This is a genomic window from Roseovarius salinarum, assembly GCF_002834145.1.
GTDB lineage: Bacteria > Pseudomonadota > Alphaproteobacteria > Rhodobacterales > Rhodobacteraceae > Roseovarius > Roseovarius salinarum.
In genome coordinates this window covers 195,979-222,866 of sequence record NZ_PHNT01000003.1, presented here as the reverse complement: position 1 = coordinate 222,866, position 26,888 = coordinate 195,979, and the positions used below count along the sequence as shown (strand labels likewise).

22 protein-coding genes are annotated in these 26,888 nt (G+C 69.5%); 14 read left to right on the top strand and 8 right to left on the bottom strand.

The annotated features are described in order from the left end of the window. A partial coding sequence (locus CEF10_RS05380) for a transglycosylase domain-containing protein (RefSeq protein ID WP_198586149.1) occupies positions 1–633 on the bottom strand: 633 nt, incomplete at its 3' end. A gap of 16 nt (positions 634–649) precedes the next feature. Beyond that, positions 650–6,112 (bottom strand): alpha-2-macroglobulin family protein, encoded by a 5,463-nt coding sequence (locus CEF10_RS05375; RefSeq protein WP_101067094.1) that lies wholly within the window; start codon positions 6,110–6,112, stop codon positions 650–652. Positions 6,113–6,249: 137 nt separating this feature from the next. On the opposite strand from CEF10_RS05375, the gene CEF10_RS05370 reads away from it, so the two are divergent. Then, positions 6,250–8,448, top strand: coding sequence for a response regulator (locus tag CEF10_RS05370; protein ID WP_101067093.1), 2,199 nt, complete (start codon positions 6,250–6,252; stop codon positions 8,446–8,448). Here CEF10_RS05370 and yaaA read toward each other — a convergent pair. From yaaA to CEF10_RS05355, 3 genes are all read right to left on the bottom strand, one after another. Further along, the gene (gene yaaA / locus CEF10_RS05365; RefSeq protein ID WP_101067092.1) at positions 8,433–9,197 is read right to left on the bottom strand and encodes a peroxide stress protein YaaA; all 765 of its coding nucleotides are present in this window, start codon (positions 9,195–9,197) and stop codon (positions 8,433–8,435) included. The two genes, CEF10_RS05370 and yaaA, sit on opposite strands and share 16 nt — an antisense overlap. A 35-nt stretch (positions 9,198–9,232) precedes the next feature. Continuing rightward, a complete protein-coding gene (gene recQ, locus CEF10_RS05360; protein ID WP_101067091.1) occupies positions 9,233–11,272 on the bottom strand; it encodes a DNA helicase RecQ in 2,040 nt (679 codons plus the stop codon). Positions 11,273–11,343: 71 nt separating this feature from the next. Continuing rightward, positions 11,344–11,631 (bottom strand): YggT family protein, encoded by a 288-nt coding sequence (locus CEF10_RS05355; protein ID WP_101067090.1) that lies wholly within the window; start codon positions 11,629–11,631, stop codon positions 11,344–11,346. Between the two features lie 127 nt (positions 11,632–11,758). On the opposite strand from CEF10_RS05355, the gene CEF10_RS05350 reads away from it, so the two are divergent. From CEF10_RS05350 to CEF10_RS05315, 8 genes are all read left to right on the top strand, one after another. Further along, on the top strand, positions 11,759–12,295 hold the full coding sequence (locus CEF10_RS05350; protein ID WP_101067089.1) for a thioesterase family protein: 537 nt from the start codon (positions 11,759–11,761) through the stop codon (positions 12,293–12,295). A 54-nt stretch (positions 12,296–12,349) separates the two neighbouring features. After that, entirely contained in the window at positions 12,350–13,735 is a 1,386-nt protein-coding gene (locus CEF10_RS05345) for an MFS transporter (protein ID WP_101067088.1), read from the top strand. Then, positions 13,714–14,640: a penicillin-insensitive murein endopeptidase gene (mepA, locus tag CEF10_RS05340; RefSeq protein ID WP_101067087.1), complete on the top strand. Its 927-nt coding sequence runs from the start codon at positions 13,714–13,716 to the stop codon at positions 14,638–14,640. Before CEF10_RS05345 ends, mepA begins: the two co-directional genes overlap by 22 nt. Positions 14,641–14,962: 322 nt before the next feature. Next, on the top strand, positions 14,963–15,385 hold the full coding sequence (arfB, locus tag CEF10_RS05335; protein ID WP_101067111.1) for an alternative ribosome rescue aminoacyl-tRNA hydrolase ArfB: 423 nt from the start codon (positions 14,963–14,965) through the stop codon (positions 15,383–15,385). Between the two features lie 65 nt (positions 15,386–15,450). Next, the gene (locus CEF10_RS05330) at positions 15,451–16,377 is read left to right on the top strand and encodes a methylenetetrahydrofolate reductase (RefSeq protein ID WP_157932961.1); all 927 of its coding nucleotides are present in this window, start codon (positions 15,451–15,453) and stop codon (positions 16,375–16,377) included. A gap of 150 nt (positions 16,378–16,527) precedes the next feature. Then, positions 16,528–17,508, top strand: a complete 981-nt coding sequence (locus CEF10_RS05325; protein ID WP_101067085.1) for a membrane dipeptidase — start codon at positions 16,528–16,530, stop codon at positions 17,506–17,508. 44 nt (positions 17,509–17,552) lie between these two features. After that, complete coding sequence (locus CEF10_RS05320) at positions 17,553–19,253, top strand: hypothetical protein (RefSeq protein ID WP_101067110.1); 1,701 nt, start codon at positions 17,553–17,555, stop codon at positions 19,251–19,253. Further along, entirely contained in the window at positions 19,250–19,903 is a 654-nt protein-coding gene (locus CEF10_RS05315) for a DUF3726 domain-containing protein (RefSeq protein ID WP_101067083.1), read from the top strand. The genes CEF10_RS05320 and CEF10_RS05315 overlap by 4 nt, the downstream gene beginning before the upstream one ends. Before the next feature lie 14 nt (positions 19,904–19,917). On the opposite strand, the gene CEF10_RS05310 is transcribed toward CEF10_RS05315, so the two are convergent. Beyond that, on the bottom strand, positions 19,918–20,307 hold the full coding sequence (locus CEF10_RS05310; protein WP_101067080.1) for a carboxymuconolactone decarboxylase family protein: 390 nt from the start codon (positions 20,305–20,307) through the stop codon (positions 19,918–19,920). A gap of 247 nt (positions 20,308–20,554) precedes the next feature. Here CEF10_RS05310 and gmd point away from each other — a divergent pair, with 247 nt between their 5' ends. The 3 genes from gmd to CEF10_RS05295 are packed head-to-tail and all read left to right on the top strand — an operon-like array spanning position 20,555 to position 23,118. Then, positions 20,555–21,595 carry a GDP-mannose 4,6-dehydratase gene (gene gmd, locus CEF10_RS05305; RefSeq protein ID WP_101067078.1) on the top strand — a complete coding sequence of 347 codons (1,041 nt, stop codon included), beginning with the start codon at positions 20,555–20,557 and terminating at the stop codon, positions 21,593–21,595. Continuing rightward, a complete protein-coding gene (fcl, locus tag CEF10_RS05300; RefSeq protein WP_101067076.1) occupies positions 21,588–22,541 on the top strand; it encodes a GDP-L-fucose synthase in 954 nt (317 codons plus the stop codon). The genes gmd and fcl overlap by 8 nt, the downstream gene beginning before the upstream one ends. A gap of 22 nt (positions 22,542–22,563) precedes the next feature. Next, positions 22,564–23,118: a methyltransferase domain-containing protein gene (locus CEF10_RS05295; protein ID WP_101067074.1), complete on the top strand. Its 555-nt coding sequence runs from the start codon at positions 22,564–22,566 to the stop codon at positions 23,116–23,118. An 83-nt stretch (positions 23,119–23,201) separates the two neighbouring features. Here CEF10_RS05295 and CEF10_RS05290 read toward each other — a convergent pair whose 3' ends face one another. Beyond that, positions 23,202–24,314 carry a polysaccharide biosynthesis/export family protein gene (locus tag CEF10_RS05290; RefSeq protein WP_232796408.1) on the bottom strand — a complete coding sequence of 371 codons (1,113 nt, stop codon included), beginning with the start codon at positions 24,312–24,314 and terminating at the stop codon, positions 23,202–23,204. A gap of 276 nt (positions 24,315–24,590) precedes the next feature. Between CEF10_RS05290 and CEF10_RS05285 the strand changes: the two genes are divergently transcribed. Together CEF10_RS05285 and CEF10_RS05280 are read left to right on the top strand one after the other, a co-directional pair. Then, positions 24,591–25,271 carry an NAD-dependent epimerase/dehydratase family protein gene (locus CEF10_RS05285; RefSeq protein ID WP_232796406.1) on the top strand — a complete coding sequence of 227 codons (681 nt, stop codon included), beginning with the start codon at positions 24,591–24,593 and terminating at the stop codon, positions 25,269–25,271. Continuing rightward, complete coding sequence (locus CEF10_RS05280; RefSeq protein WP_101067070.1) at positions 25,268–25,891, top strand: sugar transferase; 624 nt, start codon at positions 25,268–25,270, stop codon at positions 25,889–25,891. Before CEF10_RS05285 ends, CEF10_RS05280 begins: the two co-directional genes overlap by 4 nt. Positions 25,892–25,896: 5 nt before the next feature. Here CEF10_RS05280 and CEF10_RS05275 read toward each other — a convergent pair whose 3' ends face one another. After that, positions 25,897–26,856: a KpsF/GutQ family sugar-phosphate isomerase gene (locus tag CEF10_RS05275; protein WP_101067068.1), complete on the bottom strand. Its 960-nt coding sequence runs from the start codon at positions 26,854–26,856 to the stop codon at positions 25,897–25,899. Positions 26,857–26,888 lie beyond the last annotated feature (32 nt).

Here is a 26,888-nt window from a genome sequence, read left to right as displayed (position 1 = left end):
CTCGGGGGCCTGCGGCAGCGCGACCAGCAGCGCGGCCTGCGCCGGAGTCAGCCGCGCCGGCGGGGTGTCGAACCACGCCAGGCTTGCCGCCCGGACCCCCTCGAGGTTGCCGCCGAAGGGCGCATGCATCAGATAGAGCCGCAGGATCTGCCGCTTGCTCAGCCGCCGTTCGAGCGCAAGGGCCACGCGCATCTGCCGCAGTTTGCCCGCGATCGTGCCGGTCGTGCCGTCCTCCAGCAGCCGGGCAACCTGCATGGTCAGCGTCGACCCCCCCGAGACGATCCGCCCGTGCCACACCGCCTGCGCCGCCGCGCGCATCAGCGCCACAGGATCGACGCCCGCGTGATCGTGGAACCGCTTGTCCTCGTAGGCCAGCAGCATGTCGATGTAGCCCGGATCGACCGCCTCGGGCGCGACCGGAAGCCGCCACAACCCGTCCGCCACGGTGTAGACGCGCAGCAGCGTGCCATCGCGGTCGCGCACCTCCGTCGAGGTCTCGGCCACCAGAACCGGCAGATCCGTGGCCGCCACCCAGCGATCGAGCGTATCCCGCGCGAGGGCCGCCGAGAACAGCACCAGCGCCACCGCGAAGATGGGCCCCGCACGCAGGCGCGGCGTGCGGCTGGCCGTCATGGCAGCGCCCCGACCTTCATCGCGTGACCTCGATCCTGCCGGTGCCGGTGCGCGCGTGGTAGCGGGGGCGGTACATGTCCTCGACCGTGGCGGCCGGGTGGTGATACCGCCCCGGCGTCACCGCACGGACGATGTAGGCCAGTTCGAACGGCTCCGCCTTGCGCCAGTCCACCGCGGCAATGAACCGGTCGCTGCGGAATTCGCTGTGGCGCGCGCTGGCCGGGTCCAGCCAGCCCAGAGAGGCGATATCGCCCGAGCGCAGCAGGTTGGGATTGTCGATCTCCAGCCCCGCGGGCAGCGGATCGTCGATGATGAGCCGCGATTCGGCCTTCTCGAACGGCGTCACCCGCAGCACGGTAACCAGCCGCGTGCCGGCCTCCACCGTCGCCGGGTCGACCCGGTTGCCCTCCATGTCGAAATACCGCCGGGTGATCCCGAAGCCGTAGCCGCCGGCCTCGGGCGCCACCCGCGGCACGCCCCGCGTGGTCAGCGTGATCCGCGCGGGCCGGGCGCCGGTGTTGCGCAGCGTGCGCGAATCCCCGTCACCGGCCTGCAGGGTCCGCACGAAGGGGCCGGGCACGGGCTGGCCGTCCACCGTCAGCCCCGCAACGGTGACGTCGGAGATGAGTGCGCGCGCGGCCAGCAGCGTCCAAGCCTGTTCCTGCGTGGACATCTCGGGCCCCGCGGACGTAAGCGGCGCGGCCAGCGCGCCGGGGTCCACGGCGTCGCTGCCCGACTGCACGGCCAGGGCAAGAACACCCGCGCGGTCGCGCAGGGCCGTGCCATAGTCGGCGCGCCAGACCGGGCGTTCCCGCGTCGGGCCGTCGCCCAGCATGGCCCGTGCCTGGCGGAACAGCCGGTCGGCGCGCGTGGACTCCCCGTAGGCCGCCAGTGCCGCGCCAAGCTGCGCGGCCGCCAGCGGCGTTGCCAGCGCCTGCGCCTTCACGTCGGCGTAGTAGCGCAGGTCGCCCATGCGCGCCGCACCTTCACGGGCCAGCACCATCAACGCATAGGCGATGTCCTCGCCCCCCTCATCGAAATCGGGGGCATAGTTCACGCGGTTGCGCAGGTTGTCCATCGCCATGGTGAAGGCGCGGTCGGGCACGGCATACCCTTCGGCCCGCGCCCGCGACAGGAAATCTGTGACATACGCGTCGAGCCAGAAGTCGCCCGAGCTTGCCCGCCACAGGCCGAAGGAGCCGCCGGAACTCTGCCGCGTCAGGATTCGGTCGATGGCCTGCTGAACGCGTGTCTCGCGCGCCTGCGCGTCACCGATCCCCAGCGCCTGCGCCACCTGCCCGAAGTAAAGCAGCGGCATCGCCTGCGAGGTCACCTGCTCGGTGCAGCCATAGGGAAACCGGTCGAGCGCGCGGATCAGCGCCGGCGCGTTCATCCGCGCAAGGGGACCGGCGGAAACGACGGCCGAGCCGGTGCCCGGCCGCAGCCCCGCGAACACCTCGTCGTCCAGCGTGAAACCGTCGCCCGGGGCAAGGGTGAAGCGGCGCGTCTGCGCCACCTCGGGGTCGTTGCGCCGCACCGGAAGCGTCAGCGTCTTGAGCAGCTGCTTGCCCGCGGGCGTGGTCAGCGCCACGCGCACCGCGTGATCGCCCGTGGCCTCGGCGTGCAGCGGCACGCTCAGGCGGTGCGTCTCGCCCTCGGCCAGATCAATCCGCGGCGGGATGCCCGCGCCCAGCGTCACGCCCGCGCCCGCCGTCACGTCGATCCCGACACGCCCCGCGGGGCCGTCGGCATGGGTGATCTCGAGGGTCAGCCGGCTTTCATCGCCGGGTGCCAGGAACCGCGGCAGCGTCGCGGTGGTCACCACCGGATCGCGCACCAGAACGTCACGGTCCGCTTGCCCGACACCCCCCCGGGACCACGCCACGGCCATGAGCCGCACGGTGCCGTTGAAATCGGGGATATCGAACCGTGCCGTCGCCGTGCCGTCGGGGCCCACCGTCAAAGGTCCTTCGAAAAAGGCGACGAGTTCCTCGGTCGGTGGCGGCGATTGGCGCTCCATCCGGCTGCCCGCGTCACCGCCGGAGCGCACGCGCCCCTCGGCGCCGCTCATGCCGTCGATCAGGCGGCCGTACAGGTCGCGGATCTCGACGCCCAGCCGGCGCTGGCCGAAGTAGTGGCCCGCCGGATCGGGCGCCTCGAACCCGGTGAGGTTGAGGATGCCCACATCCACCGCCGCCAGCGTGACGTGGCCGGTGTCGCCCTCGGTCAGCCCGTCGACCTCGACCGTCGCCTCGAGCGGGCCGCGCGGCCGGATACTGTCGGGGGCGTCGATCGACACGTCGAGTCGTTTCTCGCCCGGGGCGATCTTCGCGTGCGACAGCCCCAGCGACCGTGCCGGGTTGCGCCCCTCGGCCACGTCCATGGGGCGGATCACCTGCGCCGTGACATAGGCGCCGGAGCCCCAGTCATCGGTGACCGGCAGTTCGATCCGGTTCTCGCCCTCCGTGACCTCGACGGCGGTCATGTCGATGACCCGGTTGGACAGCACCGTCACCAGCGCGGTGCCGGCGTGGCGCGGCACCATGCGCAATGTCGCGGTTTCTCCGCCGCGATACCGCGGCTTGTCGAGCGACATCTCGAGCGTGTCGGGCGTGCGGGTGGCGTCGGCGGGCGCATGCCAGCCGGCGTGGAAATCGACCGAGGCCGCGGCATAGGGGCCGTCGACCCGTTCGACCACCAGTTCGTAGCGGCCCCAGTCCACCGGGGCGGACACCCGCGCCGCGCCCTCGCCCAGCGTGGTTTCGCCGGTGGCGACACGGCGGCGGGTCGTCACCGGCTCCCAGTTCCAGTTGCCGTAGCGTTCGTACCACTGGTAGCGCGTCTCGATCCGGTTGAGCGTCCACTTCACCCGCATCGGCACCGGCGCGAGATCCGGCCCCAGCGCGCGCAGGTCGAAGGCGGCCTCGGTGCCCTCGGGCACCACGCCGTCGAATCCGGGCCTGATCCCGATGACCGGGGCCGCGGGCGCCAGCATCCGCGTGATCTCGCGCTCCACGGGACGGCCCGATCCCTCCTTCACGCGCAGCACCACCTGCGCCTCGTAGGGGCGGGCGGGGCCGTCGGCCTCGGGGATCTGCACCGGAAGGGTCAGGCGGCCGTCGTCGCCCGTTTTGCCGCCCTGAAGGTATTCCACCCGCGGTGTCTCGGCGTCATCATGCCGGCCGAAGAGATACCCCGGAAACTGTTCGAGCTTCCGCCTGGGCCGCAGCGTCACCGAGCCGTCGGCCTTAAGCCCCGCCCCCGGGGCGCCGAAAAGATACCGCGCCTCGACCGTCAGCGGCGGCGTGTCACCGGGGCGGATCGCGCCCTCGGGCAGCGACATCTCGAAGTCGATGCGCTCGGGCAGGAAATCCTCCACCAGGATCTGGCGGCTGGCCAGCGCGGGGGCGTCCACGTCGCCCTTGACCTGCAACTGCCATGTGCCGCGCGGCGCCGTTTCGCCCACCGGCATCTCGAAGACATGGCCGCCGGCGGTATCCTCGGCCGACAGGTGGCGCGAATACTCCACCCCGTCGGGGCGCGTCAGGATCGCGGTCAGCGGCATGCCCGAGACCGCCTGCGCCTGCCCGTCGCGCGCCAGCGCGGTGGCGCGGATCACCTCGCCCGCACGGTAGGCACCGCGGTCGGTGGTCAGGAACACGTCGACCGGCGGCGCGGGCGCGCGGCCCGAGACCCCCCGATCGGACAGGTCGAAGGCCGGATCGGTCAGCGACAGGAAGGCAAAATCCTCCGCGCCATCACGCTCATCACCGTCCGCACCGTCCGTGCCCGCGCGCGCCAGCACCATCGCCGGCGCCGCGCCGCCCGTGCCCCGCGTCAGGCCGGGGGCGAAACGCGCGTGGCCCCGTGGGCCCGTCCGCGCCGTGGCCAGTTCCCGGTTGGAGCGCGACAACAGGGTCAGCGTCACCCCCTCGCGCGCTTGCGCGTCCGCGAGCCCGCGCACGAAGACGTGCAGCCCGTCGGTGCCCTTCATCGTCGTCAGCCCGAGGTCGGTGAGCACGAACCACTGCGTCGCCCCGCGGCTGTCACGGCGCGCACGCCCCGGAACCCGCGCGGTCAGCGCGTAGATGCCGGTGGGCTGGTCCGCCAGCGCGGACTCCAGAGGCAGACGGGTCGTCATCGTCTTGTTGAGCGTGTTCTCCACCTGGCCCGTGCCCGTCCAGACCGTTTCGGCGATCTCTCCGTCGAACAGGTCGGACTGGTACCGCGACAGCGGCCGACCGAAAAAATCCTCCTGGATCGTGCGCAGCAGGTTGCGGTCGCTGATCCGGCGCAGGGTCAGCGCGACCTCGTCAATGTTGACCGTCTCCACCGGCACCGCGGCGCCGGCCGCACGCGGCAGAACATAGGTGCGGCCCGGAAAGCGGACCTCGGGCGCGCGGTCGCGCACGTAATGGGTGATCTCGACGTCCTCGTGCAGCTTTTCGCCGCTCGCCGCCGGCAGCCCGCTGCGGAACGTGAACGAATAGCGCTGGCCGTGCTCGACCCCGTCGATGCACAGCTGGCGCTTTTCGGCCTGCACCACCAGCCCGGCGTCGGGCAGGCGCACGTATGGGGTGTAATCGGTGCCCGCGCGGACGAGCGGTTCGGAGAATTCCGCGCAGATGCGCGGCGTGGCACTGTCGCTGTCCACACGGCTGTCGGTGGTGCGGAAGCCGTACTTGGCCACGGCCTCGTCCAGCGCCTCTGCGACCTGCTGGCGCGGCTGGATGCTCTGGGCAAGCCGCAGTGCGTCGATCATGTCGCGCCCGCGGTTGCGCCGCTCCAGCGCGCGGGCCATGACGGTCAGCGCGTTGACCTGCGCCGGCCCGCCCGGGGCGCGCAGGTAGCCGTTGACCGACGCCGACAGCGCGCGCGCCGCATAATTGCGCTTGTCGCGCGACTTGTCGGTCTTGATCGCCAGCGAAAGGCGCCCGTATTCGACCCATTGGTCGGCGGCGTCCGTCCGGGCCACGGCCGCGCCCATCCAGCGCATCGCGTTGCGCATGTCGCCCTTGGCGCGCCGGTCCTGCGCGGCCCTGAGAAGCGCATCGGCGTCCCAGTCCCCGCCCGGGTGCCGCGCCCCGATCCCGCGGGCCTGCGACATGGCCGCCTCGATGTCACCGTCTGACAGGAAATCGAGCTCGGCCGCGCGCGTCTGGCCCCGCGACACCACCTGTGGATCGGTCCGCAGCACGACCGCCGACAGCGCCCCGTCGTAGGGCTTGCGCTCGGACACGCCCTTCTTGGGGAAACAGGCGTTCTTGCGGGTGTTGAAGGTCAGCGCGCGGCACTTCGGGTTGCTCAGGCAGGCGCGCTGGCAGGCCTCGAAACTGGTGTCGAACAGCGGCTGCAGGTCGGCGCCGAAGAAATCCACGTCACGCGAGACAACCAGCCGTCGCTCGGGCACGGGCGATTGCGCGGCGGCCTGACCGGCAAGGGCGCAAAGAACGAGGGGAAACAGAAAACGGCGGAGCATGGCAGCCTCCCTTGACACCGCGAGCATCGTGCCACGCCCCCGGCGGGCTGGCAACGATTCCGGATTAAGCGGTTCTTCACCGCGATGGCGCAACCTGCGCCGCGATCTGCCAGCGCGCCGCATTCGGGGGACCCGGCATGAGCCTTGCCAACAAGCTTGCCGAGGAACGGCGCGGACGCCTTGCCGCCGAACGGCTGCTCGAGCAGAAACAGGCCGAGCTGCAGGCGGCAAACCGGAAGCTGGGGCTGCATGCGCGCGCGCTGTCCGAGGAAATCGTCGAGACGCGCGCCGAGGTGCAGACCGTCCGCGACGAGAACCAGCGCGTGAAGTCCGACCTCACGGAGGCCCACCAGAAGGTCGAGATCGCCGAGCGCCGGCTTTGGCATTCCATCCAGACGATCCAGGACGGTTTCGCCGTCTTCGACGCCGACAGCCGCCTGATCGCGGCCAACGATGCCTACCTTTCGGTGTTCGACGGGCTTGAAGCGGTCAAGCCCGGCGTCCGCTATGTCGAGATCCTGCAATTGCTGACCGAGGAGGGCATCGTCGACATCGGCGACACGACACCGGCCGAGTGGCGCGAGATGATGCTGGACCGCTGGCAGGGCGACGCCCCCGGCCCCCGTGTCATCCGTCTTTGGAACGGCCAGTACATCAAGCTGATAGACCGGCGCGGCCACGGCGGCGACGTCGTGACGCTGGCGCTGAACATCACCGACACCGTCCACTACGAAAAGGAGTTGAAGGCGGCCCGCCGCAAGGCCGAGGCCGCCAGCCGCGCGAAATCCGCCTTCCTCGCCAACATGAGCCACGAGATCCGCACGCCCATGAACGGGGTCGTCGGCATGGCCGAACTGCTGGGCGACACCGAACTGACCGGTGAGCAACGCATGTACGCCGACACCATCAGGAACTCCGGCGAGGCGTTGCTGGCGATCATCAACGACGTGCTGGACTATTCGAAGATCGAGGCCGAGAAACTCGTTTTGCATCCCGAACCCTTCGACCTCGAGCGGTGCATCCACGAACTGGTCATGCTGCTCCAGCCCAGCGCACGGGACAAGGGGCTGGACCTGCTGGTGGATTACGACATGTTCCTGCCCACCCGGTTCGAGGGCGACCCGGGGCGCATCCGGCAGGTGTTGACCAACCTGCTTGGCAACGCGGTGAAGTTCACGACGGAAGGCCACGTCCTGGTCCGCGTGGTCGGGATGGAACGCAACCCGGGCGATCCGGCACAGGTGCATGTGACGGTCGAGGACACCGGCATCGGCATCCCGCCCGACAAGCTCGATCACATCTTCGGCGAGTTCAACCAGGTGGACGGCGACCATTCGCGCGCATTCGAGGGCACGGGGCTCGGCCTGGCCATCTCGAAACGGCTGATCGACCTCATGGGCGGGCGAATCTGGGTCGACTCGCGCGAGGGGCACGGCACCTGTTTCGGCTTCTCGATCCCGCTTCCCGTGGCCGAGGAAACAGCGCCGGAAGACATGAGCCTGCCTGACTGGCTGCGCCGCGCGATCGTGGTCGACGACCAGCCGGTCAACCGTGCGATCCTCGAACGCCAGCTCGACGCGCTGGGCATCCAGGTGACCAGTTGCGCGGAAGGGTCCGACGCGCTTGACCGTCTGGAAGACACGGACCTGGTGCTGACCGACCACAACATGCCCGGCATGGACGGGTTGGAGCTTGCCGCCGCGATCCGGGACGCGGGCCACGACGTGCCCATCGTGATGCTCAGCTCCAACACCGGCTTTGCCGAGCAGGACCCGGCCCGCCGCCACCTTGCCGCCTTGCTGCAGCGCCCGGTGCCCCGCCGCACCCTGTTCGCCGCGCTGCGCGGCATCGGCAGGGCGGGCACGCACGAGCAAACCGCCCCACCGCCCGAGGTTCCGGCGCCGCACACCGTCCCGACGGTGCAGCGTGCCATGCGCGTGCTCGCGGCCGAGGACAACAGGACCAACCGGCTGGTGTTCTCGAAAATGGTGAAGGACCTCGACATCGAGCTGGAATTCGCGGCCGACGGGCAGGAGGCCGTCGCGCTGTTCCAACGCCTCGCGCCGGACATCGTGTTCATGGACATCTCGATGCCCGGCATGGACGGCTGCGAAGCGACGCGCCGGATCCGCGCGCAGGAAACCGGCGGCCGACGGGTGCCGATGGTGGCGATGACCGCACATGCCATGGACGGCGACGCCGACGACATCCTCGCCGCCGGCCTCGACCATTACCTGACCAAGCCCCTGCGCAAGGAAGCGATCACCGAGCGGATCCTCGCGGCCTGCCCGGCAGATACCCGCCCGCCGCTGCCGGCGGTTCAGACCTCGGGCTGACCTCGGCGGAACACCAGCGTGTCACCCTCCGACATGCCGGGGTCGAAACGGTAACCGCCGGTGTCGAAATCCTTCAGCGCCTCGGGGTCGGTCAGGCGGTGCTGGATGATGAACCGTGCCATCGCGCCGCGTGCCTTCTTCGCCCAGAAGCTGACGATCTTCGGGCCGCCGGCCTTCTCTTCCATGAACACCGGGGTGATCACCCGCAGGTTCAGCGCGTCGGGCTTGACCGCGCCGAAATATTCCTGGCTGGCACAATTGACCAGAACATCGCTGCCCAGCGCCTCGGCCTGCGCGTTCAGGGCCCGCGACAGTCGGTCGCCCCAGTAGTCGTACAGCGTCCTGCCCCGGTCGGTCCGCAGCCGGCTGCCCATCTCGAGCCGGTAGGGCTGGATCGCGTCGAGCGGGCGCAGAAGGCCGTAAAGCCCCGACAGGATGCGCAGGTGGTCCTGCGCCCAGGCCATCTCGTCGGCGTCGAGCGAGCCGGCCTCCAGCCCCTGGTAGGTGTCGCCGGCGAAGGCCAGGGCCGCCGGTTTCGTTTCCATCTCGCCGAACCGCGCGAACCGCTCGGCGTTCAGGTTGGCCAGCGAATCGCTGATCTTCATCAGCTTGCCCAGCTCGTCCACCGACAGCCCGCGCGCCACCTCGGCCAGCGTGCTCGCGTCGTCGGCGAAGGCGGGGCGCGTGGCCTCGATCCCCTCGACCGGGTCCATCTGGAGTTTCTTGGCGGGCGACAGGACGACGAGCATCGCGATTCACCTTTGGTTGCGCAGACCCGTGTTACCTAGTCCGCCGTGCGCAGAACGTCCAGAAAGGCCGGGCCGAAGCGTTCGGCGCGCTTCTCGCCCAGCAGACGGGCAAGCGCCTCGGCGTCGGCCGGGCGGGTGGCGGCGACGCGGGCCAGTTGCGACGCCGAACAGCTCAGCGGTTTTTCGGTGCCATCCGATCCGCGCGCCAGATCGGCCTGCGCGGCCAGCAACTGGTCGTAAAGCGTGCCCGCCGCCCGGCCCGCCAGCCGTCGCCGGGCCGGGTGCACCGCCTCCTGCGCACCGTTGATGACCTCCAGGAACGCCGCACCGTATTGTTCCAGCTTCTTCTGCCCGACACCCGAGATGCCCGCCAGCGCATCCAGGCTGTCGGGCCGACGCTCGGCCATCTCGATCAGGGTGCGATCGTTGAAGACGATGTAGGCGGGCACGCCCGCGGCCTCGGCCAGCGCGCGGCGCTTGGCCTTGAGCGCGGAAAGCAGCGGCGCGTCCTCCTCCGAAACAAGCTGCCTGGCCGCGGGGCGGCGCGGGGCGGGCGCCAGCGTGTCGCGCCGCAGCGTGATCCCGGCCTCCCCGCGCAGGATCGGGCGGGCGGCTTCGGTCATGCGCAGGGCGCCGCGACGATCGGGGTCGGGGCGGGCGAGGTCGCGGCCCATCATCTGCCGGAACACCCCCTGCCAGCCCGCGCGATCGAGTTCGCCGCCCACGCCGAAGGTGGGCAGATCGTCGTGGCCGCGCGCGCGGACCTTCTCGGTCGCCTTGCCGGTCAGTATGTCGATCAGGTGCCCGGCGCCGAAACTTTCACCGGTGCGCAACATGGCCGACAGCGCCTTGCGCACCGCCTGCGTCGCGTCGAAGGCCTCGGGCGGCGCCGCGCAAAGATCGCAGTTGCCGCAGGGTTCGGCCGCTTCCCCGAAGTATTCCAGCAAAGTGGCCCGCCGGCAGGTCAGCGCCTCGGCCAGCCCCAGCAGCGCGTTGAGGCGCGCGTGATCGGCCGAGCGACGTTCGGGCGGGGCGAGGCCCTCGTCGATCTGGGTCCGGCGCAGGCGGATGTCGTCGGGGCCGAACAGCGTCAGCGTCTCGGCGGGCGCCCCGTCGCGGCCCGCGCGCCCGATCTCCTGGTAATATGCCTCGATCGACTTGGGCAGGTCGGCGTGCGCCACCCAGCGGATATCGGGCTTGTCCACGCCCATGCCGAAGGCGACCGTGGCCACGACGACAAGCCCGTCCTCGGCGTTGAACCGTGCCTCCACGTCGCGGCGGTCACCGGCCTCCATCCCGCCGTGGTAGGCGCAGGCGTTGTGGCCCGCCTCGCGCAAGGCCTGCGCCAGCGTCTCGGTCTTGGCGCGCGTGCCGCAATAGACGATGCCGGGCTGGCCCTTGCGCGCCGCCGCAAAATCGAGGATCTGCCGGCGCGGCCCGTCCTTGGGCCGGAAGGCGAGGTGGATGTTGGGCCGGTCGAAGCCGCGCAGGAACTGCCGCGGCGCCGCGCCGTCGAACAGCTTTTCCACGATCTCGGCGCGCGTTTCGGCATCCGCCGTGGCCGTGAAGGCCGCCAGCGGCACGCCCAGGTGGCGGCGCAGCTGGCCGATGCGCAGATAGTCGGGGCGGAAATCGTGGCCCCACTGGCTGACGCAATGCGCCTCGTCCACGGCGATGAGGCCCACGCCGGCGCGCCGCAGCATCGCCGGCACCGCGCCGGAGGCCAACCGCTCGGGCGCCATGTAGAGCAGCGACAGCCGCCCGTCGGCCAGGGCATCGTGCACCGCCGCGGTTTCGTCCTCGGTGTTGGCCGATGTGAGCGCACCGGCGGAGACACCCGCCGCCCGCATCGCCGCCACCTGGTCGCGCATCAGCGCGATCAGCGGCGAGATCACGACCGTCAGGCCATCGCGCATCAGCGCGGGCAGTTGGTAGCACAGCGACTTGCCGCCGCCGGTGGGCATGATCGCCAGCACGTTCTCACCCGCCGCGACGGCCTCCACGATCTCTTCCTGCCCGGGGCGGAAGGCGTCGAATCCGAAGACATCGCGCAAGATACGGTGGGCGGCGCGCATGGAACCTGCAAGATATCGCTGAACTGCTCGTGCGCGGACAGTCCCACAGTCCGCGCGGCGGGGCAAGCCCGTCAGTAGAACGCGGCGGCGTTGTTCATCAGGATGATGCGTATGATGTAGACCCCGATCAGCGCGATCAGGGGCGCGAGGTCGATCCCCGACATCGGCGGCAGGATGCGCCGGATCGGTTCGTAGAGCGGCTCAAGCAGCCGGTTGAGCGCGTACCAGATCTGCGCGACGAGCTGCTGGTGCAGGTTGAGCACCTGGAAGTTGATAAGCCAGCTCATGATGACATGCGCGATGATGAAGAACCACAGGATGTCCAGCAGGAGCATCAGGATCTGGAAAAGCGACTGCATCGGGAATCCTCCGGCCGTGACCGCCCGATACCTAGGGCCGCGCGGGACCGAGCGCAAGCCTGACGCGGGGTCGCGGTTGACCCTCCGGCGCGCAACCCCGACAAGCGCGCGGGAAAGGAGCTTGCGCATGTATCCCTTCGTTCGCATGGCCTGGCAGCTCTGGCGGCACCGCAACGACCCGGCGCTGCCGCTGACCGGCTGCCACGTGTCCCGTCACATCTGCATGCCGTGGGATCTCGATATCTGGATGGAACTCAACAACGGCCGGGCGCTTACGCTCTATGACCTCGGCCGCATCCCGCTGGCGCAGCGCACCGGGCTCGTGGCGACGCTGCGGCGCAAGCGCTGGGGGCTGACCATGGCCGGGGCCAGCGTGCGCTACCGCCGCCGGGTGCGCGTGTTCGACCGGGTCGAGATACGTTCGCGCGCGGCGTGCTGGGACGACCGTTTCGTCTATATCGAACAGTCCATGTGGAACAGCCGCGGCGACTGTACGAGCCACGTGCTCTACCGCTCCGCCGTGACAGGCCCCGGCGGCATCGTGCCGCCCGCGCAGGTGATGCAGGAAATGGGCCTCGACGCCGCGTCGCCGCCCGCACCGGACTGGATCGCGGCCTGGATCGCGGCAGAGGCGCAAAGGCCGTGGCCGCCGATGCAGGAATGACTTGCCTCGCGCTACGGCCGCCTGTCATATCGCCCCGGAACCGGGGGGCAGGACATGGCTGAACCGTCGCGGCGCAAGCGGATCTGGGGCTGGTATTTCTTCGACTGGGCCAGCCAGCCCTACCACACGCTTCTGCTGACCTTCGTCTTCGGGCCGTTCTTCGCCGGCGTCGCCACCGAATACTTCATGGCTCAGGGGATGGCCGAACAGGCCGCCGACGCGCGCGCGCAAAGCCTGTGGTCGCTGGGTCTGACGGTGACGGGGCTGATCATCGGGTTCGGCGCGCCGATCATGGGCGCCTTCGCCGACACCACTGGGCGGCGCCTGCCCTGGATCGTGGTCTTTTCGCTCATGTATGTCGCGGGCGCGGGCGCGCTCTGGTGGACCGACCCCTCGGGCAGCAACATGTGGCTGGCGCTCACCGCGTTCGGCGTGGGTTTCATCGGCGCCGAGTATGCGCTCATCTTCATCAACTCTCAGCTGCCGTCCCTGGGCGACTCCCGGCAGGTCGGACAGATCTCGGGCAGCGGTTTCGCCTTCGGCTACATCGGCGGCCTGACGGCGCTGGCGATCATGCTGGTGTTCTTCATGGAACAACCGTCGGGCAAGACGCTGGCGGGCCTCGACCCGGTCTTCGGCCTCGATCCCGAGCGCAAGGAGGGCACGCGCTTCGTCGGCCCCTTTGCCGCCCTGTGGTTCGCCGTCTTCATGATCCCCTATTTCATGTGGGTGCGCGACACCGGACCGGGTCGCAAGGGGCACGGCGTGGCCGACGCGCTGGGGCTTCTGGCCCGGTCGATCAAGGGGCTGCGCCACCGGCTGAGCCTGACGGCCTATCTCGGCTCCTCGATGTTCTACCGGGACGCGCTCAACGGGCTGTACGGCTTCGGCGGAACCTATGCCAAGCTCGTGCTCAACTGGGACATCACCTCGATCGGCATCTTCGGCATCGTCGGCGGCATCTCGGCCGCGCTGTTTTCGTGGGTGGGCGGCAAGTTCGACCGCGCGCTGGGCCCCAAGCCGGTGATCATCGCCGCCAACTGGGGGCTGATCGCCGTCTGCGTCACGGTCGTCGGCATGGATCGCACCCAGTTCTTCGGCATCCCGCTGGCCGGGGATTCGGCGCTGCCCGACATCGTTTTCTTCGGCTGTGGCGTGCTGATCGGGGGGCTTGGCGGCACGTTGCAGGCGGCCAGCCGGTCGCTGATGGTGCGCCACACGAGCCCGGAGGCCCCGACCGAGAACTTCGGCCTTTACGGGCTGTCCGGGCGCGCCACGGCCTTCATCGCGCCGGCGCTGATCGGCATCGTCACGGCCGCGAGCGGCAGCGCGCGCCTGGGGGTGTCACCGCTCATCGGGCTTTTCCTTCTGGGCCTGCTCCTGCTACGCTTCGTCCGGGCGGAGGGAGACAGGGACCGATGGCACATCCCCTCAGACTGATCGGGCTTGCGCTTGCACTGGCCGGCTGCACCGTGACCACCGCAGGCGACGGCCCGGGCAATGCGGTGCTGTCGACGCAAAACATTCCCGAGGAAATGCGCGGCGTGCCCGCGAAGCGGTTCTTCGGTGGCCAAGACCACGGATCGCGGCAGGGGGCCGAACCTTTCGGCGGCTATTCCGAAGGATGCCTTGCCGGCGGCGCGCCATTGCCCGAAAGCGGACCGACATGGCAGTCGATGCGGCTGTCGCGCAACCGCAACTGGGGTCACCCCGCGCTGATCGATTTCGTCAAGACGCTCTCGGCCAAGGCCGCGCAGCAGCCCGGCTGGAACGGGCTCTACGTGGGCGACATCAGCCAGCCGCGCGGCGGCCCGATGACCAGCGGCCACCGCAGCCACCAGGTGGGCCTCGACGTGGATATCTGGATGCGGCCCGCGGACGACCTGACCCTGAGCCGGGCCCGGCGCGAAAACATCTCGTCCATTTCCACGCGCCGCCAGCGCGGTGCCTTCACCAACGGCAACTGGACGCGCGCGCACCACGAGATCATCAAGGCTGCCGCACAGGATCCGCGCACCGCGCGCATCTTCGTCTTTCCCGGTGCCAAGGTGCGCATGTGCAAGAACGCACCGGCCGGCGACCGGGCCTGGCTGCGCAAGATCCGGCCGTGGTGGGGGCATCACTACCACTTCCACGTGCGGCTGAAATGCCCGGCCGGCGCGCGCGACTGCGTGAACCAGGACGCCCCGCCGCCAGGTGACGGCTGCGACGACGCGCAGGAGTGGGTGAACAATATCCTGGATCCTCCGCCGCCCGACCCGGATGCGCCCCCGCCCAAGCCCCGCAAGGCGCTGACGATGGCCGACCTGCCGCGCCAGTGCGTGGCCGTTCTGCAATCGGAATGACGCCGCGTGGTGCATCCCGCAGCATCCTGCGGCCGGAGCGCGAACTGACACATGATTTTGTTTTGACTTCTGCCGAATCTGTGGCACGCTGACCCCGAGTTCAACAAACGAAAGGAGGTGGTCCAGTGTCTATAGAGGTATTGGAGCGAGGTGCCGGAACAGTCCGGGAGGGGCGCACCTGAGGCAGCCCTCGGGTGAGATGCCCGACCGGATTGGTGCGGCCTAACCGGCCCCACCTCCGCAACTTCTAGGGGGCCGCGCCAAGACTTGGCGCGGCCCTTTGGTTTGCGCGGCCCCGCGCCCGGCGTCTATGATCCGGGGCATGCTGCGCGTCACCGACGACATCGCGATCGAGGACTGGGAAATCACCGAGCAGTTCACCCGCGCCGGCGGCCCCGGCGGGCAGAACGTCAACAAGGTCGAGACCGCGGTCGAACTGCGGTTCGAGGCCGAACGCTCCCCCAACCTTCCCGACCCGGTGAAACGGCGGCTGAAGCGGCTGGCCGGCAAGCGCTGGACGACCGACGGCGCGGTGGTGCTGCGCGTGGCCGAAACCCGCCACCAGGCCCGCAACCGCGAAATCGCGCGCGAGCGGCTGGCCGCATTGATCGCGAAGGCCACTGAAAGCCCCAAGCGGCGCATCCCCACCCGCGTTTCCCGAAACCAGAAGCGCAAGCGGCTGGCCGCGAAGAAGAAGCGCGGCGAGGTCAAGGCGCTGCGCGGATCGGTCGACCCCGAAGACTGAGCCGCTGACCGGACAGGGCCGAGGTTCCCCCTTGCCACACGATGCGCGGCCCTTATCCTGCTCTCATGGCCGAGGACGCATCATTCCCGGGACAACCGACCGCCGCATTGCTGCGTGACCTTTTCGAAACCGTCACGCCCCCGCCGCTGAGCTTCGAACTTTTCCCGCCGCGCAGCGAGGCCGGGCATGACGTTCTGCGCGAAACCGTGGGACGCCTTGCCCCGGTCGCCAGCGACGGGTTTTCCGTGACGATGGGCGCGGGCGGCACGGCGCGCAGCGGCACGATGGAGACCGTGCAGGAAATCGCGCAGACCACGGGAAAGCCGGTGACGGCGCACCTGACGGCCATCGGACACGACCGCGCCACGGTCATGAACATCGCCGACGCGCTGTGGAACAGCGGCATCACCCGCGTGCTGGCCCTGCGCGGCGACATGCCCCGCGACGAACTGCAACCGGCCGAACCCAGCTTCGAACACGCCTCCGACCTCGTCGCGGCCCTGCGCGACCGGCACGACTTCGAAATCTCGGTCGCCGCCTACCCCGAGAAACACCCCGAGGCGGAGGACCTCGACGACGACATCGACCACCTCAAGGAAAAGCTCGACGCCGGGGCGAGCAGCGCGATCTGCCAGTTCGTCCTCAACCCCGAGTCCTACGCCCGGTTCCTGGAACGCTGCGGCCAGCACGGCATCGATGCGCCCATCGTGCCGGGAATCATGCCGCTTGATGACTGGCCGCGCGTGCGCAACTTCGCCCTTCGCACCGGGGCGAGTGTGCCCGGCTGGCTGGACCGGCTGTTGACGGAGCGCGACGGCGAAGGCCCGGTCACCCCGCTTCTCGCCGCGGCGGCGACGCTGGAACAGACCCGGCGGCTGATCGCCTATGGTGCGCCGGCGCTGCACATCTACACGCTCAACCACTGGCATCTGCCCCTGGCACTGGCCCGGCTGATGGGCGCCGGGCAGGATGCCGCCGCTGCGGGCGCGTAGCGCCGCCGCGACGGCGCGGTTTTCCTTTGACTGGAATCGCTTTGCAGTGTCCCCTGCCCGGAACCGGGATCGACAAGGGCGAGAGGGTGACACGATGACGGGCCTGCGCGCGGGGCGCGTGCGCATCGGGAACGCGGCGGAGGCGCGGGCATGACCCCGCGCATCGACGCCCTGCAATACGCGAACTGGTCGGAAAAGGTCTTCCGCCAGATGCGCGAAGGCCGGGTCGACGCGGTGCATGTCACCATCGCCTACCACGAGACCTTCCGCGAAACCGTGCGCAACGTCGAGCGCTGGAACCGCTGGTTCGAACGCCACCCCGACCTGATCTTTCACGGCAAATGGGCCAGCGACGTCGCCCGCGCGCGGGCCGAGGGACGCACGGCCATCTTCTTCGGCTTCCAGAATCCCGGCCCGATCGAGGACGACATCGGGCTGGTGGAGGTCTGGCACGCCCTCGGGGCGCGGTTCATGCAGCTGAGCTACAACAACCAGTCCTTGCTGGCCACCGGCTGTTACGAGGCCGAGGACGCCGGCATCACCCGCATGGGCCGCGCGGTGATCGCCGAGATGAACCGGGTGGGCATGGTCGTTGACATGAGCCATTCCGCGGACCGTTCGACCATCGAGGCGGCGGAAATTTCCACCCGCCCCATCGCGATCACGCATGCCAACCCGCACGACTGGGCCCCGGCGCTGCGCAACAAGAAGGCGGATGTGATCCGCGCGGTAACCCAGGCCGGGGGCATGATGGGGTTTTCGCTCTATCCCCATCACCTCAGGGACAAATCCGACTGCACGCTGGAGAGCTTCTGCGAAATGGTGGCGCGCACGGCGGAAACCCATGGCGTGCACCAGTTCGGCATCGGCAGCGACCTGTGCCAGGATCAGCCCGACAGCGTGGTCGAGTGGATGCGCACCGGCCGCTGGACGAAGGACATCGACCATGGCGAAGGCTCCGCCGACGCGCCCGGATTCCCGCCACAGCCCCCTTGGTTCCGCGACAACCGCGATTTCGACAACATCGCCGATGGCCTGCGGCGGGTCGGTTTCGACGAAGCGGAAGTCGCCGCGCTGATGGGGGGCAACTGGTTTCGGTTCTTCGAGGAAAGCTTCGAGCCACGCGGTTAGGCGGGCCGACGTGCACGGGCCGCCAGGGCCGGGGGAGGGCCATGATGCAGCCGAAAGAAACCACCCGCGACGGTCCGCTTCGGCCGCCAGAAACCGTGATGCGGCTTTCGCGACTGGGCGCGTTCCACCAGTCGCGGCTGTCGTTCATGCGGGTGCTGCTGCGCCGGCTGAAGGCCGAGGCGTGGCGTTTCGACCGCCCGGTGTTCGATATCGACGCGCGCGGCGTGGGCCGCGCGGTCTATTGCGCCCACGGCCCCCGGCGCAGCTATTCCCTGGTCGCCTTCGCACACGACCTGCCGCCCGAGGAACGCTCGGACCGGGTGATCGCCACCGCGTGGGATGCGACCTTTGCCTTGTTCGACGGCGTGCCCGGCACCGACGACCTTGACCGCCTTGCGCGCAACGTGCCGCTGCAGGAGGCCGGGCGCGTCAGCGAACGGGAACTGTCGCTGAGCCGCGCCAACCGGTCGGTCCGCTTGTGGGATCACGTGGTCGACAGCCTCGCCGTCGGGCACCAGCCCGACGCGGACCGCGTGGACGCGGTGGGCTACCTGATGCGCACCACCGCAGTCTACGGTTCGGGCAAGTTCGGCGCCGCCGACCGCGAGGCCGTGGCCGACCGCCCCGAATGCCGGCCGCCCTTCCAGGTCGAGATGCTGTCGGTCTGGCTGACCCGCGCCTTCGTCATGGATCTGGCCGAGCACATGGCACGCATGCGCGCGCCCGCCACGGCGGTGCCGCTGGACCCCGCGCTGCGGCGCCGCTTCGGCATCGGCAATTCCACGGGGCTGGGCATGGCCCCCTTCCTGATGACGCACCCCGCGCTGATCCACAACTGGATCGCCGCGCGCGAAACGGCGCTGGCGCGGATGCGGGCACTGCCGCGGGCCGGGGCCGAAAGCGTGGCGGCATTTCACGGCATCCTGGCCCGCGCCCGCCGACATGCGGCCGACTGGCGCTCGGATCACCCGGTGCAGGTGAAAAAACTCGTGGCGCTGCGCGCCGACCTCGACCGCCTGGCGGCGTATCTGGAGGCCGAGGGCCTGACCGGCGATCATCCCTGGGATCGCCTGTGGCGCTGGGCCGAAGGCGCGCTTTCCTTCGAGGGGCAGGAACAGCTCGTGTCGCTTATGCTGGAACCCCATGGCGCGCTGGTGGATGACCTGGCGGACACCATGGCCGCCGACGAGGCACGGGGCTGGCGCATCGACGGCGCGATGACGGTGGGAACGCTGCGCGGGATCATCGAGGATGTCTATGCCTGGGCCCTCGGCGTCGACTGGGCGGCGCCCGAGGCACAGGCACGGGTCTGGTACGTGTCCGAGGAAAAGCTGGAACCGCGCCTGGGCGAGCGAGAGGCCGAGGGCCTCGAGCCCTACGAACAACCCCTGTGCCCCGGGCGCGACGCCGCGCGGCTGCACGCCGACCTTGCCGCGTTTTCCGACAGCGACACCACGGCGGCCGTGCTGCTGCGCCACCCCGAGCACCGCCATCTCGTGCGGCGCGCGCAGATCGCGGCCGGCTGCCCCTATTCGGAAATCCGCGACAACACCATCGCGGCCGGGGTCCTTCCCATCGACCTTCTGCGCGCCAAGCTCAGCTTCTTCGGCGCCTGCCACTTCGATCCGCGTTCGGACCGCTGGGTGCGCATCAACATGTTCCAGCACGCGCCCTTCCCGCACGAGCTGGCGGACGGTGCGGCCGACGACTGGACCTACCCGCCGCCGGGGGACGGGGCCGCATGAGCCATTCGCTTTACGAGGTCGAGGCACTGGCCCGCCGCGCCGCCCGGGGCGCGGGGCTGAGCTGGGGCCTTGCCGAGGAAGCGGGCAGGTCCACCCGCTGGCTCGCGGCGGCGGGGTTGCCGGGGCCGGAGGCCCTGGCCGACTGGCTGTCGCGCAGCGAGGGTCTGCCCCACGACCTGCTGTGCCCCGCCGATGTCGGGGCGACCTGGACAGCCCGCGGCGGCACGCTGTGCCCGCTGATCGCCGGCGCCGCGTTGAGCGACATGGCGGCGGAGCTGGCTGCGCGCGGCGGCGTCACGCTGGGGCCGACGGGCGCGCCGCTGTTGATGCTGCCCTTCGTGGCCGCCGCCGCGCGGGCCGGCGGGGCGGCGCTGGCCGTGGAGTGGGCTGGGCTGTCAGCGCATTTCGGGGAACGCGTCAGCCTTCGTGCAACCGACGCCGGATTGCATGCCGCGCAGGCCACGGGTATCCGTGTCGCGCGGCGGGTGCACCCTCCTGGCGGTGCCTGCGCGGTGCGCCCCGGGTCACGCGGGCACATTCCGCCCCGGGCAGCCGAGACGCTGGATGCCTTCGCCCACCGCACCTATGCCCCGGCCACGCCCGAAAGCCGGCTGGGCGGCGCGGGCGCGGGGCTGACCGACAACGACTGACCGACGCGCGGCCCTTACAGCAACTCGCGTTCCTCAAGGACCTTGCGCGCGGCGCGGAAGCACTCCAGCCCCTGCGGCACGCCGGCGTAGATCGCGACGACATGCACGATGGCGCGGATCTCCTCCGGCGTGACGCCGTTGTTGATCGCACCGTGGCAATGCAGTTCCCATTCGTGCATCTTGCCCAGCGCCCCGATCATCGAAAGGTTCATCATCGAGCGTGTGCGGGCGTCGATGGCCTCGTCGCCCCAGCCGAACCCCCAGCACCAGGCCGTCATCGCCTCCTGGAAGGGGCGCGTGAAATCGTCGGCCGCGGCAAGGTTCTTTTCCACGTAGTCGGCGCCAAGCGTCGCCTTGCGCTGTGCCAGCCCCTTGGCGAAAAGGTCTTCGTCGAATGCACTCATCGGCCTGCCTTTCGGATTGATCAAGCGCGACCGACCCGGCGGTCGCCCGGGTCATTGTTAGGCAGGGTGGCGGCGTCGGTAAACACGGGGCCTCTGGCCGCCGGGCCGTCGCATCTTGCAACTTTGCGCCGCCGGCCGCAGATTCCGGCATGCCGCCCCCTTTCGCGGCGCGCCGTATGCGGCTATCGCTGCCGCGGCGCGGCCGGCCACGGGCGACGCGCCATGACCAAGCTCGAGGGACGAAAGCGTGAAAACGGCACTCATCACCGGCATTACCGGGCAGGACGGCGCCTATCTGGCGGAATTCCTTCTGGACAAGGGTTACGAGGTGCACGGCATCAAGCGGCGGACATCGCTGTTCAACACCGAGCGGATCGACCACCTGATCGAGGGCGCGCCCGGCGCCAACGGGCAATTCGTGCTGCACCACGGCGACATGACCGACGGCTCCTCGCTGACGCATATCCTTCAGAAAACGCAGCCCGACGAGGTCTACAACCTTGCTGCGCAAAGCCATGTCGCGGTGTCCTTCGAGGAACCGGAATACACCGCCAACTCCGACGCGCTGGGCGCGCTGCGGCTGCTGGAGGCGATCCGGTTCCTCGGCCTCGATACCAGGACGCGGTTCTACCAGGCCTCCACCTCCGAACTTTACGGGTTGGTCCAGGAAACCCCGCAGTCCGAGACGACGCCGTTCCACCCGCGCTCACCTTACGCGGTGGCCAAGCTCTATGCCTACTGGATCACGGTGAACTACCGCGAAGCCTACGGGCTTTATGCCTGCAACGGCATCCTGTTCAACCACGAAAGCCCGATCCGCGGCGAGACATTCGTGACCCGCAAGATCACCCGCGCGCTGGCCCGGATCAAGCTGGGGCTTCAGGACGAGCTGCACCTGGGCAACATGGACGCGCTGCGCGACTGGGGCCATGCCCGCGACTATGTCGAGATGATGTGGCTGATGCTCCAGCAGGAACGGCCGGAGGATTTCGTGATCGCCACCGGCCAGCAATATTCCGTCCGCGATTTCGTGCGCCGGGCCGGCGCGTGCCTCGGGCTCGACATCACCTTCGAGGGCGCGGGGCTGGAGGAGGTCGGCCGCGACGCGCGCGGCCGCGTGATCGTGCGCGTCGATCCGCGGTATTTCCGGCCCGCGGAGGTGGAGACGCTTCTGGGCGACGCGACCCGCGCGCGCGAGCGGCTGGGCTGGCAGCCGCGTACCAGCTTCGACGACCTGGTGCGCGAAATGGCCGAGGCCGACCTCGAGGAGGCGCGCCGCCATGCCTGAGCGCCTGTTCGAGCTTGCCGGCAAGCGCGTGTATGTCGCGGGGCATCGCGGCATGGTCGGCTCGGCCATCGTGCGGCGGCTGGAGCAGGAGGCTTGCGAGATCCTGACGGCCACGCACGCCGAGCTCGACCTGACGCGGCAGGCCGACGTCGAGGCATGGATGACCGCCCGGAAGCCCGATGCCGTCTTCGTCGCCGCCGCCAAGGTGGGCGGGATCCTCGCCAACGACAGCTACCCGGCCGATTTCCTCTACGACAACCTGATGATCGAGGCCAACCTGATCCACGCCGCGCACCGGGCGGGGGTGGGCAAGCTGATGTTCCTCGGGTCCTCCTGCATCTACCCCAAGATGGCCGAGCAGCCGATGCGCGAGGACGCGCTGCTCACCGGCCCGCTGGAGCCCACCAACGAATGGTACGCCATCGCCAAGATCGCGGGCATCAAGCTCTGCCAGGCCTACCGGCGCCAGCACGGGGCGGACTTCATCTCGGCCATGCCCACCAACCTCTACGGCCCCGGCGACAACTTCGACCTGGAAACCAGCCACGTGCTGCCCGCGCTGGTGCGCAAGATCGTCGAGGCGCGCGATGCCGGCGCGGGCGAGGTGGTGATGTGGGGCTCCGGCACGCCGCTGCGCGAGTTCATGCATGCCGACGACCTGGCCGACGCGCTGGTGTTCCTGATGGAGCGCTACGCAGGGGAAGAGCACGTCAATGTCGGCACCGGGCAGGAGGTGTCGATCCGCGCGCTGGCCGAGGCGATCGCGTTGCAGGCGGGGTTCGAGGGCCGGATCGTCCACGACACCACCAAGCCCGACGGCACCCCGCGCAAGCTGATGGACAGCACGCGCCTGCTGTCCATGGGCTGGGCGCCGCGCATCGGGCTGGAGGACGGCCTCCGGCGCACCATCGCCGACTACGAGGCGCTGCGCAACGCGCAGGCCTGATACCGGGAAAGGGAACGGAAGAATGGGCCAGTACGACAAGATCCACCTCGGCTGCGGGGTCAAGCACATCGAGGGTTGGTTCCACGTCGACGCGCTTGACATGCCGCACGTCGACCATGTCGGCCCGGTCGAGGACCTCACCTTCATCCCCGATGACAGCGCGCAACTTGTCTATGCGTGCCACGTGCTCGAACACTTCGGGCGCCAGACCTACAAGGACGCGCTGGCCGAATGGTTCCGCGTGCTCGCGCCCGGCGGTGTCCTGCGCCTTGCCGTTCCGGATTTCGAGGCCGCCGCGCGGCTCTACCTCTCGGGCGATCTGCCGCGGGGTATCGAGGATATCCGCGGGCTCGTCTGCGGGGGGCAACGCGACCAGTACGATTTCCACGGCATGATCTTCGATGCCCCCTCTCTGACCGAAGCGTTGCGCAGTGTCGGCTTCGGCGAGGTCCGCCCCTGGGACTGGCGCGAGACCGAGCACGCCCACATGGACGACTATTCGCAGGCCTACATCCCGCACATGGACAAGGAAAACGGCACGCTGGTGTCGCTGAACCTCGAGGCGGTCAAACCCTGAACCGCAGCCGCGGCGAACGAAACCCGCAAAGCGCCCGAAAACCGCACGGTGCCTGCCGCCTTGAAGGCGGCGGGCTCTCGGCGTCAGTCGTCCTCGATACGGTTCTGAAGTCCGACGAGCGATCCGATCAGGTCGAACACGGTCTCCACGGCGGTGACCGGCGATTCGGTCGCAACGACAGTATCCTCGGGGTTCACGTGGAAATTGCGGGCCGCGAAGAGCCCGTCGGCCGTCGTCAGATTGATGGTGAAGACCATCTTCTTCTTCTGCGGTCCCGTCGTGCCGTCACCGAGCTGGTCCTTCGCGTATTCGCGCAGCACCAGCACCCCGCGCGGGTTCGCCCGGTTGTCAGACAGACCGCCCATCGCCGAGATGGCGTCCATCGCCGTCATGTATTCCTTCTGGAAATAGATGATCTCTTCGCGCCCCGAAGCGCCGAAGGCGGTGAAACTGCGATCATCCTCGACCACGGCGACCTTGTCGCCGCCGCGCAGGGTGACGTTCTTGCCGGCGTCGGCAACAAGGGCATCCGCCCGGATCTCGTAGGTGTTACCACCACGGTGAAGCCGCACCAGCGGATTGCGCAGTTGCGACGATATCCCGCCCGTCTTGGCGAACACGCTCAGGATCGTCGTGTTCCGGTCGGGCAAGGGCACGCTGCCGGGCTGGCCGACCCCGCTGACCACGTCGACGGCGTTGTTGTGTCCGGGCCGGACCGCAAGCTGTACCTGCGCGGAGGGTGCGATCTCCGACATCGCGGATTGCAGACGGTCCCGCGCGCCCTCTTGCGTCATCCCGCTGATCTTGATCTTGCCCATGTAGGGCAGGAACACCTCGCCGGCGGCACCAACCTCCATCGGCGGCAGCTCCGTCTGCTTGGTTCCCGCCGCCGCGATCAGGGAGTTTTCCTGGTTGTCCCAGATCACGATCTTCACCGTGTCGCCGGGCCGGATGATCCCCGATGCCGGGCCGCGCCGGGCCTCGAACCAGCGGTATTCCCCGCTCCAGCCGGTGGCGGGCCACTGGCTGACGATGGGGGTGGTATCGCGCGTGACCTCGACGACCGCGAACTGCGACGACCTCGCGTCCTTGCCGACCAGTATTTCACGATCAACCGCCGCGCCGCGCGGCAGACTGCAGGCCGAAAGCAGAACCAGAATTGCAATAAACCCGGCGAAACGCCTGCCTGTACGCACGTCCAACACCCCCCACGGGTTCCCGTCAATTGCCAACTTCCTAGCCTTTCCGGCCCGTGATAGACAAACAGAAAATGAATTCGTGGAAGAGGCAGCCGGGAATTGTCACATAAATCGCAACAGGACCGTCCGAGCACCGTTCTGGTCCTGGGGTCCGGGGGGCGTGTCGGGCGCCTTCTTCGCGCCATCTGGCATGATAGCCCGCCACCGCGCCTCGCGGCTGCCTTTCAGTCACGCGACGGCGGCACCGGCCTGACCTGGCAGCCGGGGCAGGACATGCACGAGCTGCCACGCTGCGACACGGTCATCGCGCTCTGGGGCCGCACGGCCGGCACCCCGGAACACCTCGCGGACAACACGGTGCTGGCGCACGTCGCGCGGGACATCGCGCGCGCCCGCGGGGCGCGGCGGGTGCTGCATTTCTCGTCGATGGCCGTCTACGGCCCCGGAACGGACTGGAAGGAAACCGACGCGCCGGCCCCTGCGGCAGACTACGCCCGCGCCAAGCGGGCGATGGAGCAGGCCGTGGCGGAATTCGCGGATGACGGGATCGCGCATTGCTGCCTGCGCATGGGCAACCTGGCCGGGGCGGACAGCCTCGCCGCCGCGATGTCCGGGCGCGCGCGCGTCACGCTGGACCGTTTCGCCGAAGGAACCGGCCCGGAACGCAGCTACCTTTGCCCGGCCGACCTTGCCCGCGCGCTCGCGGCGCTGGCGGCGCTGCCGCATGAGGCGTTGCCGGGTCTTCTCAACCTCGCCGCACCCACGCCGGTTGCCATGGAAAACATCCTGGAAGCAGCGGACCAATCCTTTGCCTGGCGGCCGGCGCCCGACGGGGCCGTGCAGCGCCTCACGATGGACACCACGCGCCTTCGCGGCCTTCTGCCCGGCCTCGAATTGTCAAGCGAGCCGGCCGATATCGCGGCGGCCATGCATGCCGCGGGGGGCGCCGGATGACCCCCGTGAAACGCGTTTTCGATATCCTGCTCGCGCTGGCGCTCGGGATCGTCCTGGCGCCGCTGATTGCCGTGATTGCGATCGTGATCCTGCTCCGGGACGGCCGGCCCGTGTTCTACCTGTCCGAGCGCATGACAACGCCCGAGCGCGGGTTTCAACTTTGGAAGTTCCGGACCATGACGGTGGTGGAGCGTGATACCGGTGTCTCGGGCGGCGACAAGGCGGCGCGTATCACACCGACCGGCCGCGCGCTGCGCCGCTACCGTCTCGACGAGATCCCGCAGCTTCTCAACATCCTGCGCGGCGACATGAGCTTCGTCGGTCCGCGTCCGCCGCTGCGCCGCTACGTCGAGATGTGCCCGGAAACCTACGCGCGCGTGCTGCGCAATCGCCCCGGTGTCACCGGGCTGGCCACACTGGTCTTTCACGGGCGCGAGGCGCGGCTGCTGTCGCCCTGCCGCACGGCCGAGGAAACCGAGGCCGTCTACCTGCGGCGTTGCGTGCCGGCCAAGGCCCGGCTTGACCTGATCTGGGCACGCAACCGCACGCTGTGTTACGACTTCTGGCTGATGCTTGCCACGGTGATCCGGGTGATGCCCCCGCGCTTGCGCCGGCGCTGAGGGGGTCAGGCGACACCGGCGCGCAGCGCATCGTGGATGTGCACCAGCCCCACCAGGCGGTGCGTGTCGTCCACCACCAGAAGGGCTGTGCGCTTGTTGGCATTCATCGTGCCCAGCGCCTCCGTCAACAGCGCGTCGGGACGCGTGACCAGGGGCTGACGCGTGGCCACCTCGCCGGCGCGCCGATCCATCAGCCCGTCCATGTTCCGGCGCAGGTCACCGTCGGTGATTATGCCCTCGAGCCGCGGCCCGTCTACGAGCGCGGCCACACCGAATCCCTTCTGGCTCATCACCACGAGCGTTTCGCTCATCGGCGCGTCGGGCGCCACGACGGGCAGCTCGTCGCCCGTGTGCATCACGGCGGACACCGTGAGAAGTTGCGCGCCAAGCGTGCCGCCGGGGTGGAAGGCGAGGTAGCTTTCACGGTCGAACCCGCGCAGGCGCATCAGCGCGACCGCCAGGGCATCGCCCAATGCCATGGTCACCGTCGTCGATGTCGTGGGCGCCATGCCGATGGCGCAGGCTTCCGGGGCCTGCGGCAGAACCAGCAGGTGATCGGCCTGCCGGCCCAGCGCGCTGTCGGTTTTCTTCGTGATCGCCACGAGCGGGATCGCGAAGCGGCGAGTGTGGCCGATCATGTCGGCCAGTTCGCGGGTTTCGCCCGAGTTGGAGATCAGGATCACCGCGTCGTCCGAGGTGATCATGCCGAGATCGCCGTGGCTGGCCTCGGCCGGATGAACGTATTGCGCGGGCGTGCCGGTGCTGGCCATCGTCGCGGCAATCTTGTTGGCCACGTGACCCGACTTGCCGATGCCCGAGACGATCACCCGGCCGCGCACCTGCACCAGCAACCGCGCGACCGGATCGAAACCCGCGGGCAGCGCGTCGCGCAGGCCGAGCAGGGCCTCACCCTCGATCGCGAGAACGTCGCGGGCGATCTGCGCGGGATCGGGCGGGGCTGTCATGGGGGGCCTCCGGTCGGTTTCGCGCGCGTCAT

What these genes read in the sequence shown, in the direction of transcription:
- CEF10_RS05315 (WP_101067083.1), top strand. Translation starts at nt 19,250, where the DNA reads ATGAGCCATTCGCTTTACGAGGTCGAGGCACTGGCCCGCCGCGCCGCC.
- CEF10_RS05285 (WP_232796406.1), top strand. Translation starts at nt 24,591, where the DNA reads ATGCACGAGCTGCCACGCTGCGACACGGTCATCGCGCTCTGGGGCCGC.
- CEF10_RS05370 (WP_101067093.1), top strand. Translation starts at nt 6,250, where the DNA reads ATGAGCCTTGCCAACAAGCTTGCCGAGGAACGGCGCGGACGCCTTGCC.
- CEF10_RS05375 (WP_101067094.1), bottom strand. Translation starts at nt 6,112, where the DNA reads ATGCTCCGCCGTTTTCTGTTTCCCCTCGTTCTTTGCGCCCTTGCCGGT.
- mepA (WP_101067087.1), top strand. Translation starts at nt 13,714, where the DNA reads ATGGCACATCCCCTCAGACTGATCGGGCTTGCGCTTGCACTGGCCGGC.
- CEF10_RS05325 (WP_101067085.1), top strand. Translation starts at nt 16,528, where the DNA reads ATGACCCCGCGCATCGACGCCCTGCAATACGCGAACTGGTCGGAAAAG.
- CEF10_RS05330 (WP_157932961.1), top strand. Translation starts at nt 15,451, where the DNA reads ATGGCCGAGGACGCATCATTCCCGGGACAACCGACCGCCGCATTGCTG.
- CEF10_RS05345 (WP_101067088.1), top strand. Translation starts at nt 12,350, where the DNA reads ATGGCTGAACCGTCGCGGCGCAAGCGGATCTGGGGCTGGTATTTCTTC.
- CEF10_RS05295 (WP_101067074.1), top strand. Translation starts at nt 22,564, where the DNA reads ATGGGCCAGTACGACAAGATCCACCTCGGCTGCGGGGTCAAGCACATC.
- CEF10_RS05275 (WP_101067068.1), bottom strand. Translation starts at nt 26,856, where the DNA reads ATGACAGCCCCGCCCGATCCCGCGCAGATCGCCCGCGACGTTCTCGCG.
- CEF10_RS05280 (WP_101067070.1), top strand. Translation starts at nt 25,268, where the DNA reads ATGACCCCCGTGAAACGCGTTTTCGATATCCTGCTCGCGCTGGCGCTC.
- fcl (WP_101067076.1), top strand. Translation starts at nt 21,588, where the DNA reads ATGCCTGAGCGCCTGTTCGAGCTTGCCGGCAAGCGCGTGTATGTCGCG.
- CEF10_RS05350 (WP_101067089.1), top strand. Translation starts at nt 11,759, where the DNA reads ATGTATCCCTTCGTTCGCATGGCCTGGCAGCTCTGGCGGCACCGCAAC.
- CEF10_RS05355 (WP_101067090.1), bottom strand. Translation starts at nt 11,631, where the DNA reads ATGCAGTCGCTTTTCCAGATCCTGATGCTCCTGCTGGACATCCTGTGG.
- yaaA (WP_101067092.1), bottom strand. Translation starts at nt 9,197, where the DNA reads ATGCTCGTCGTCCTGTCGCCCGCCAAGAAACTCCAGATGGACCCGGTC.
- CEF10_RS05320 (WP_101067110.1), top strand. Translation starts at nt 17,553, where the DNA reads ATGCAGCCGAAAGAAACCACCCGCGACGGTCCGCTTCGGCCGCCAGAA.
- CEF10_RS05310 (WP_101067080.1), bottom strand. Translation starts at nt 20,307, where the DNA reads ATGAGTGCATTCGACGAAGACCTTTTCGCCAAGGGGCTGGCACAGCGC.
- recQ (WP_101067091.1), bottom strand. Translation starts at nt 11,272, where the DNA reads ATGCGCGCCGCCCACCGTATCTTGCGCGATGTCTTCGGATTCGACGCC.
- arfB (WP_101067111.1), top strand. Translation starts at nt 14,963, where the DNA reads ATGCTGCGCGTCACCGACGACATCGCGATCGAGGACTGGGAAATCACC.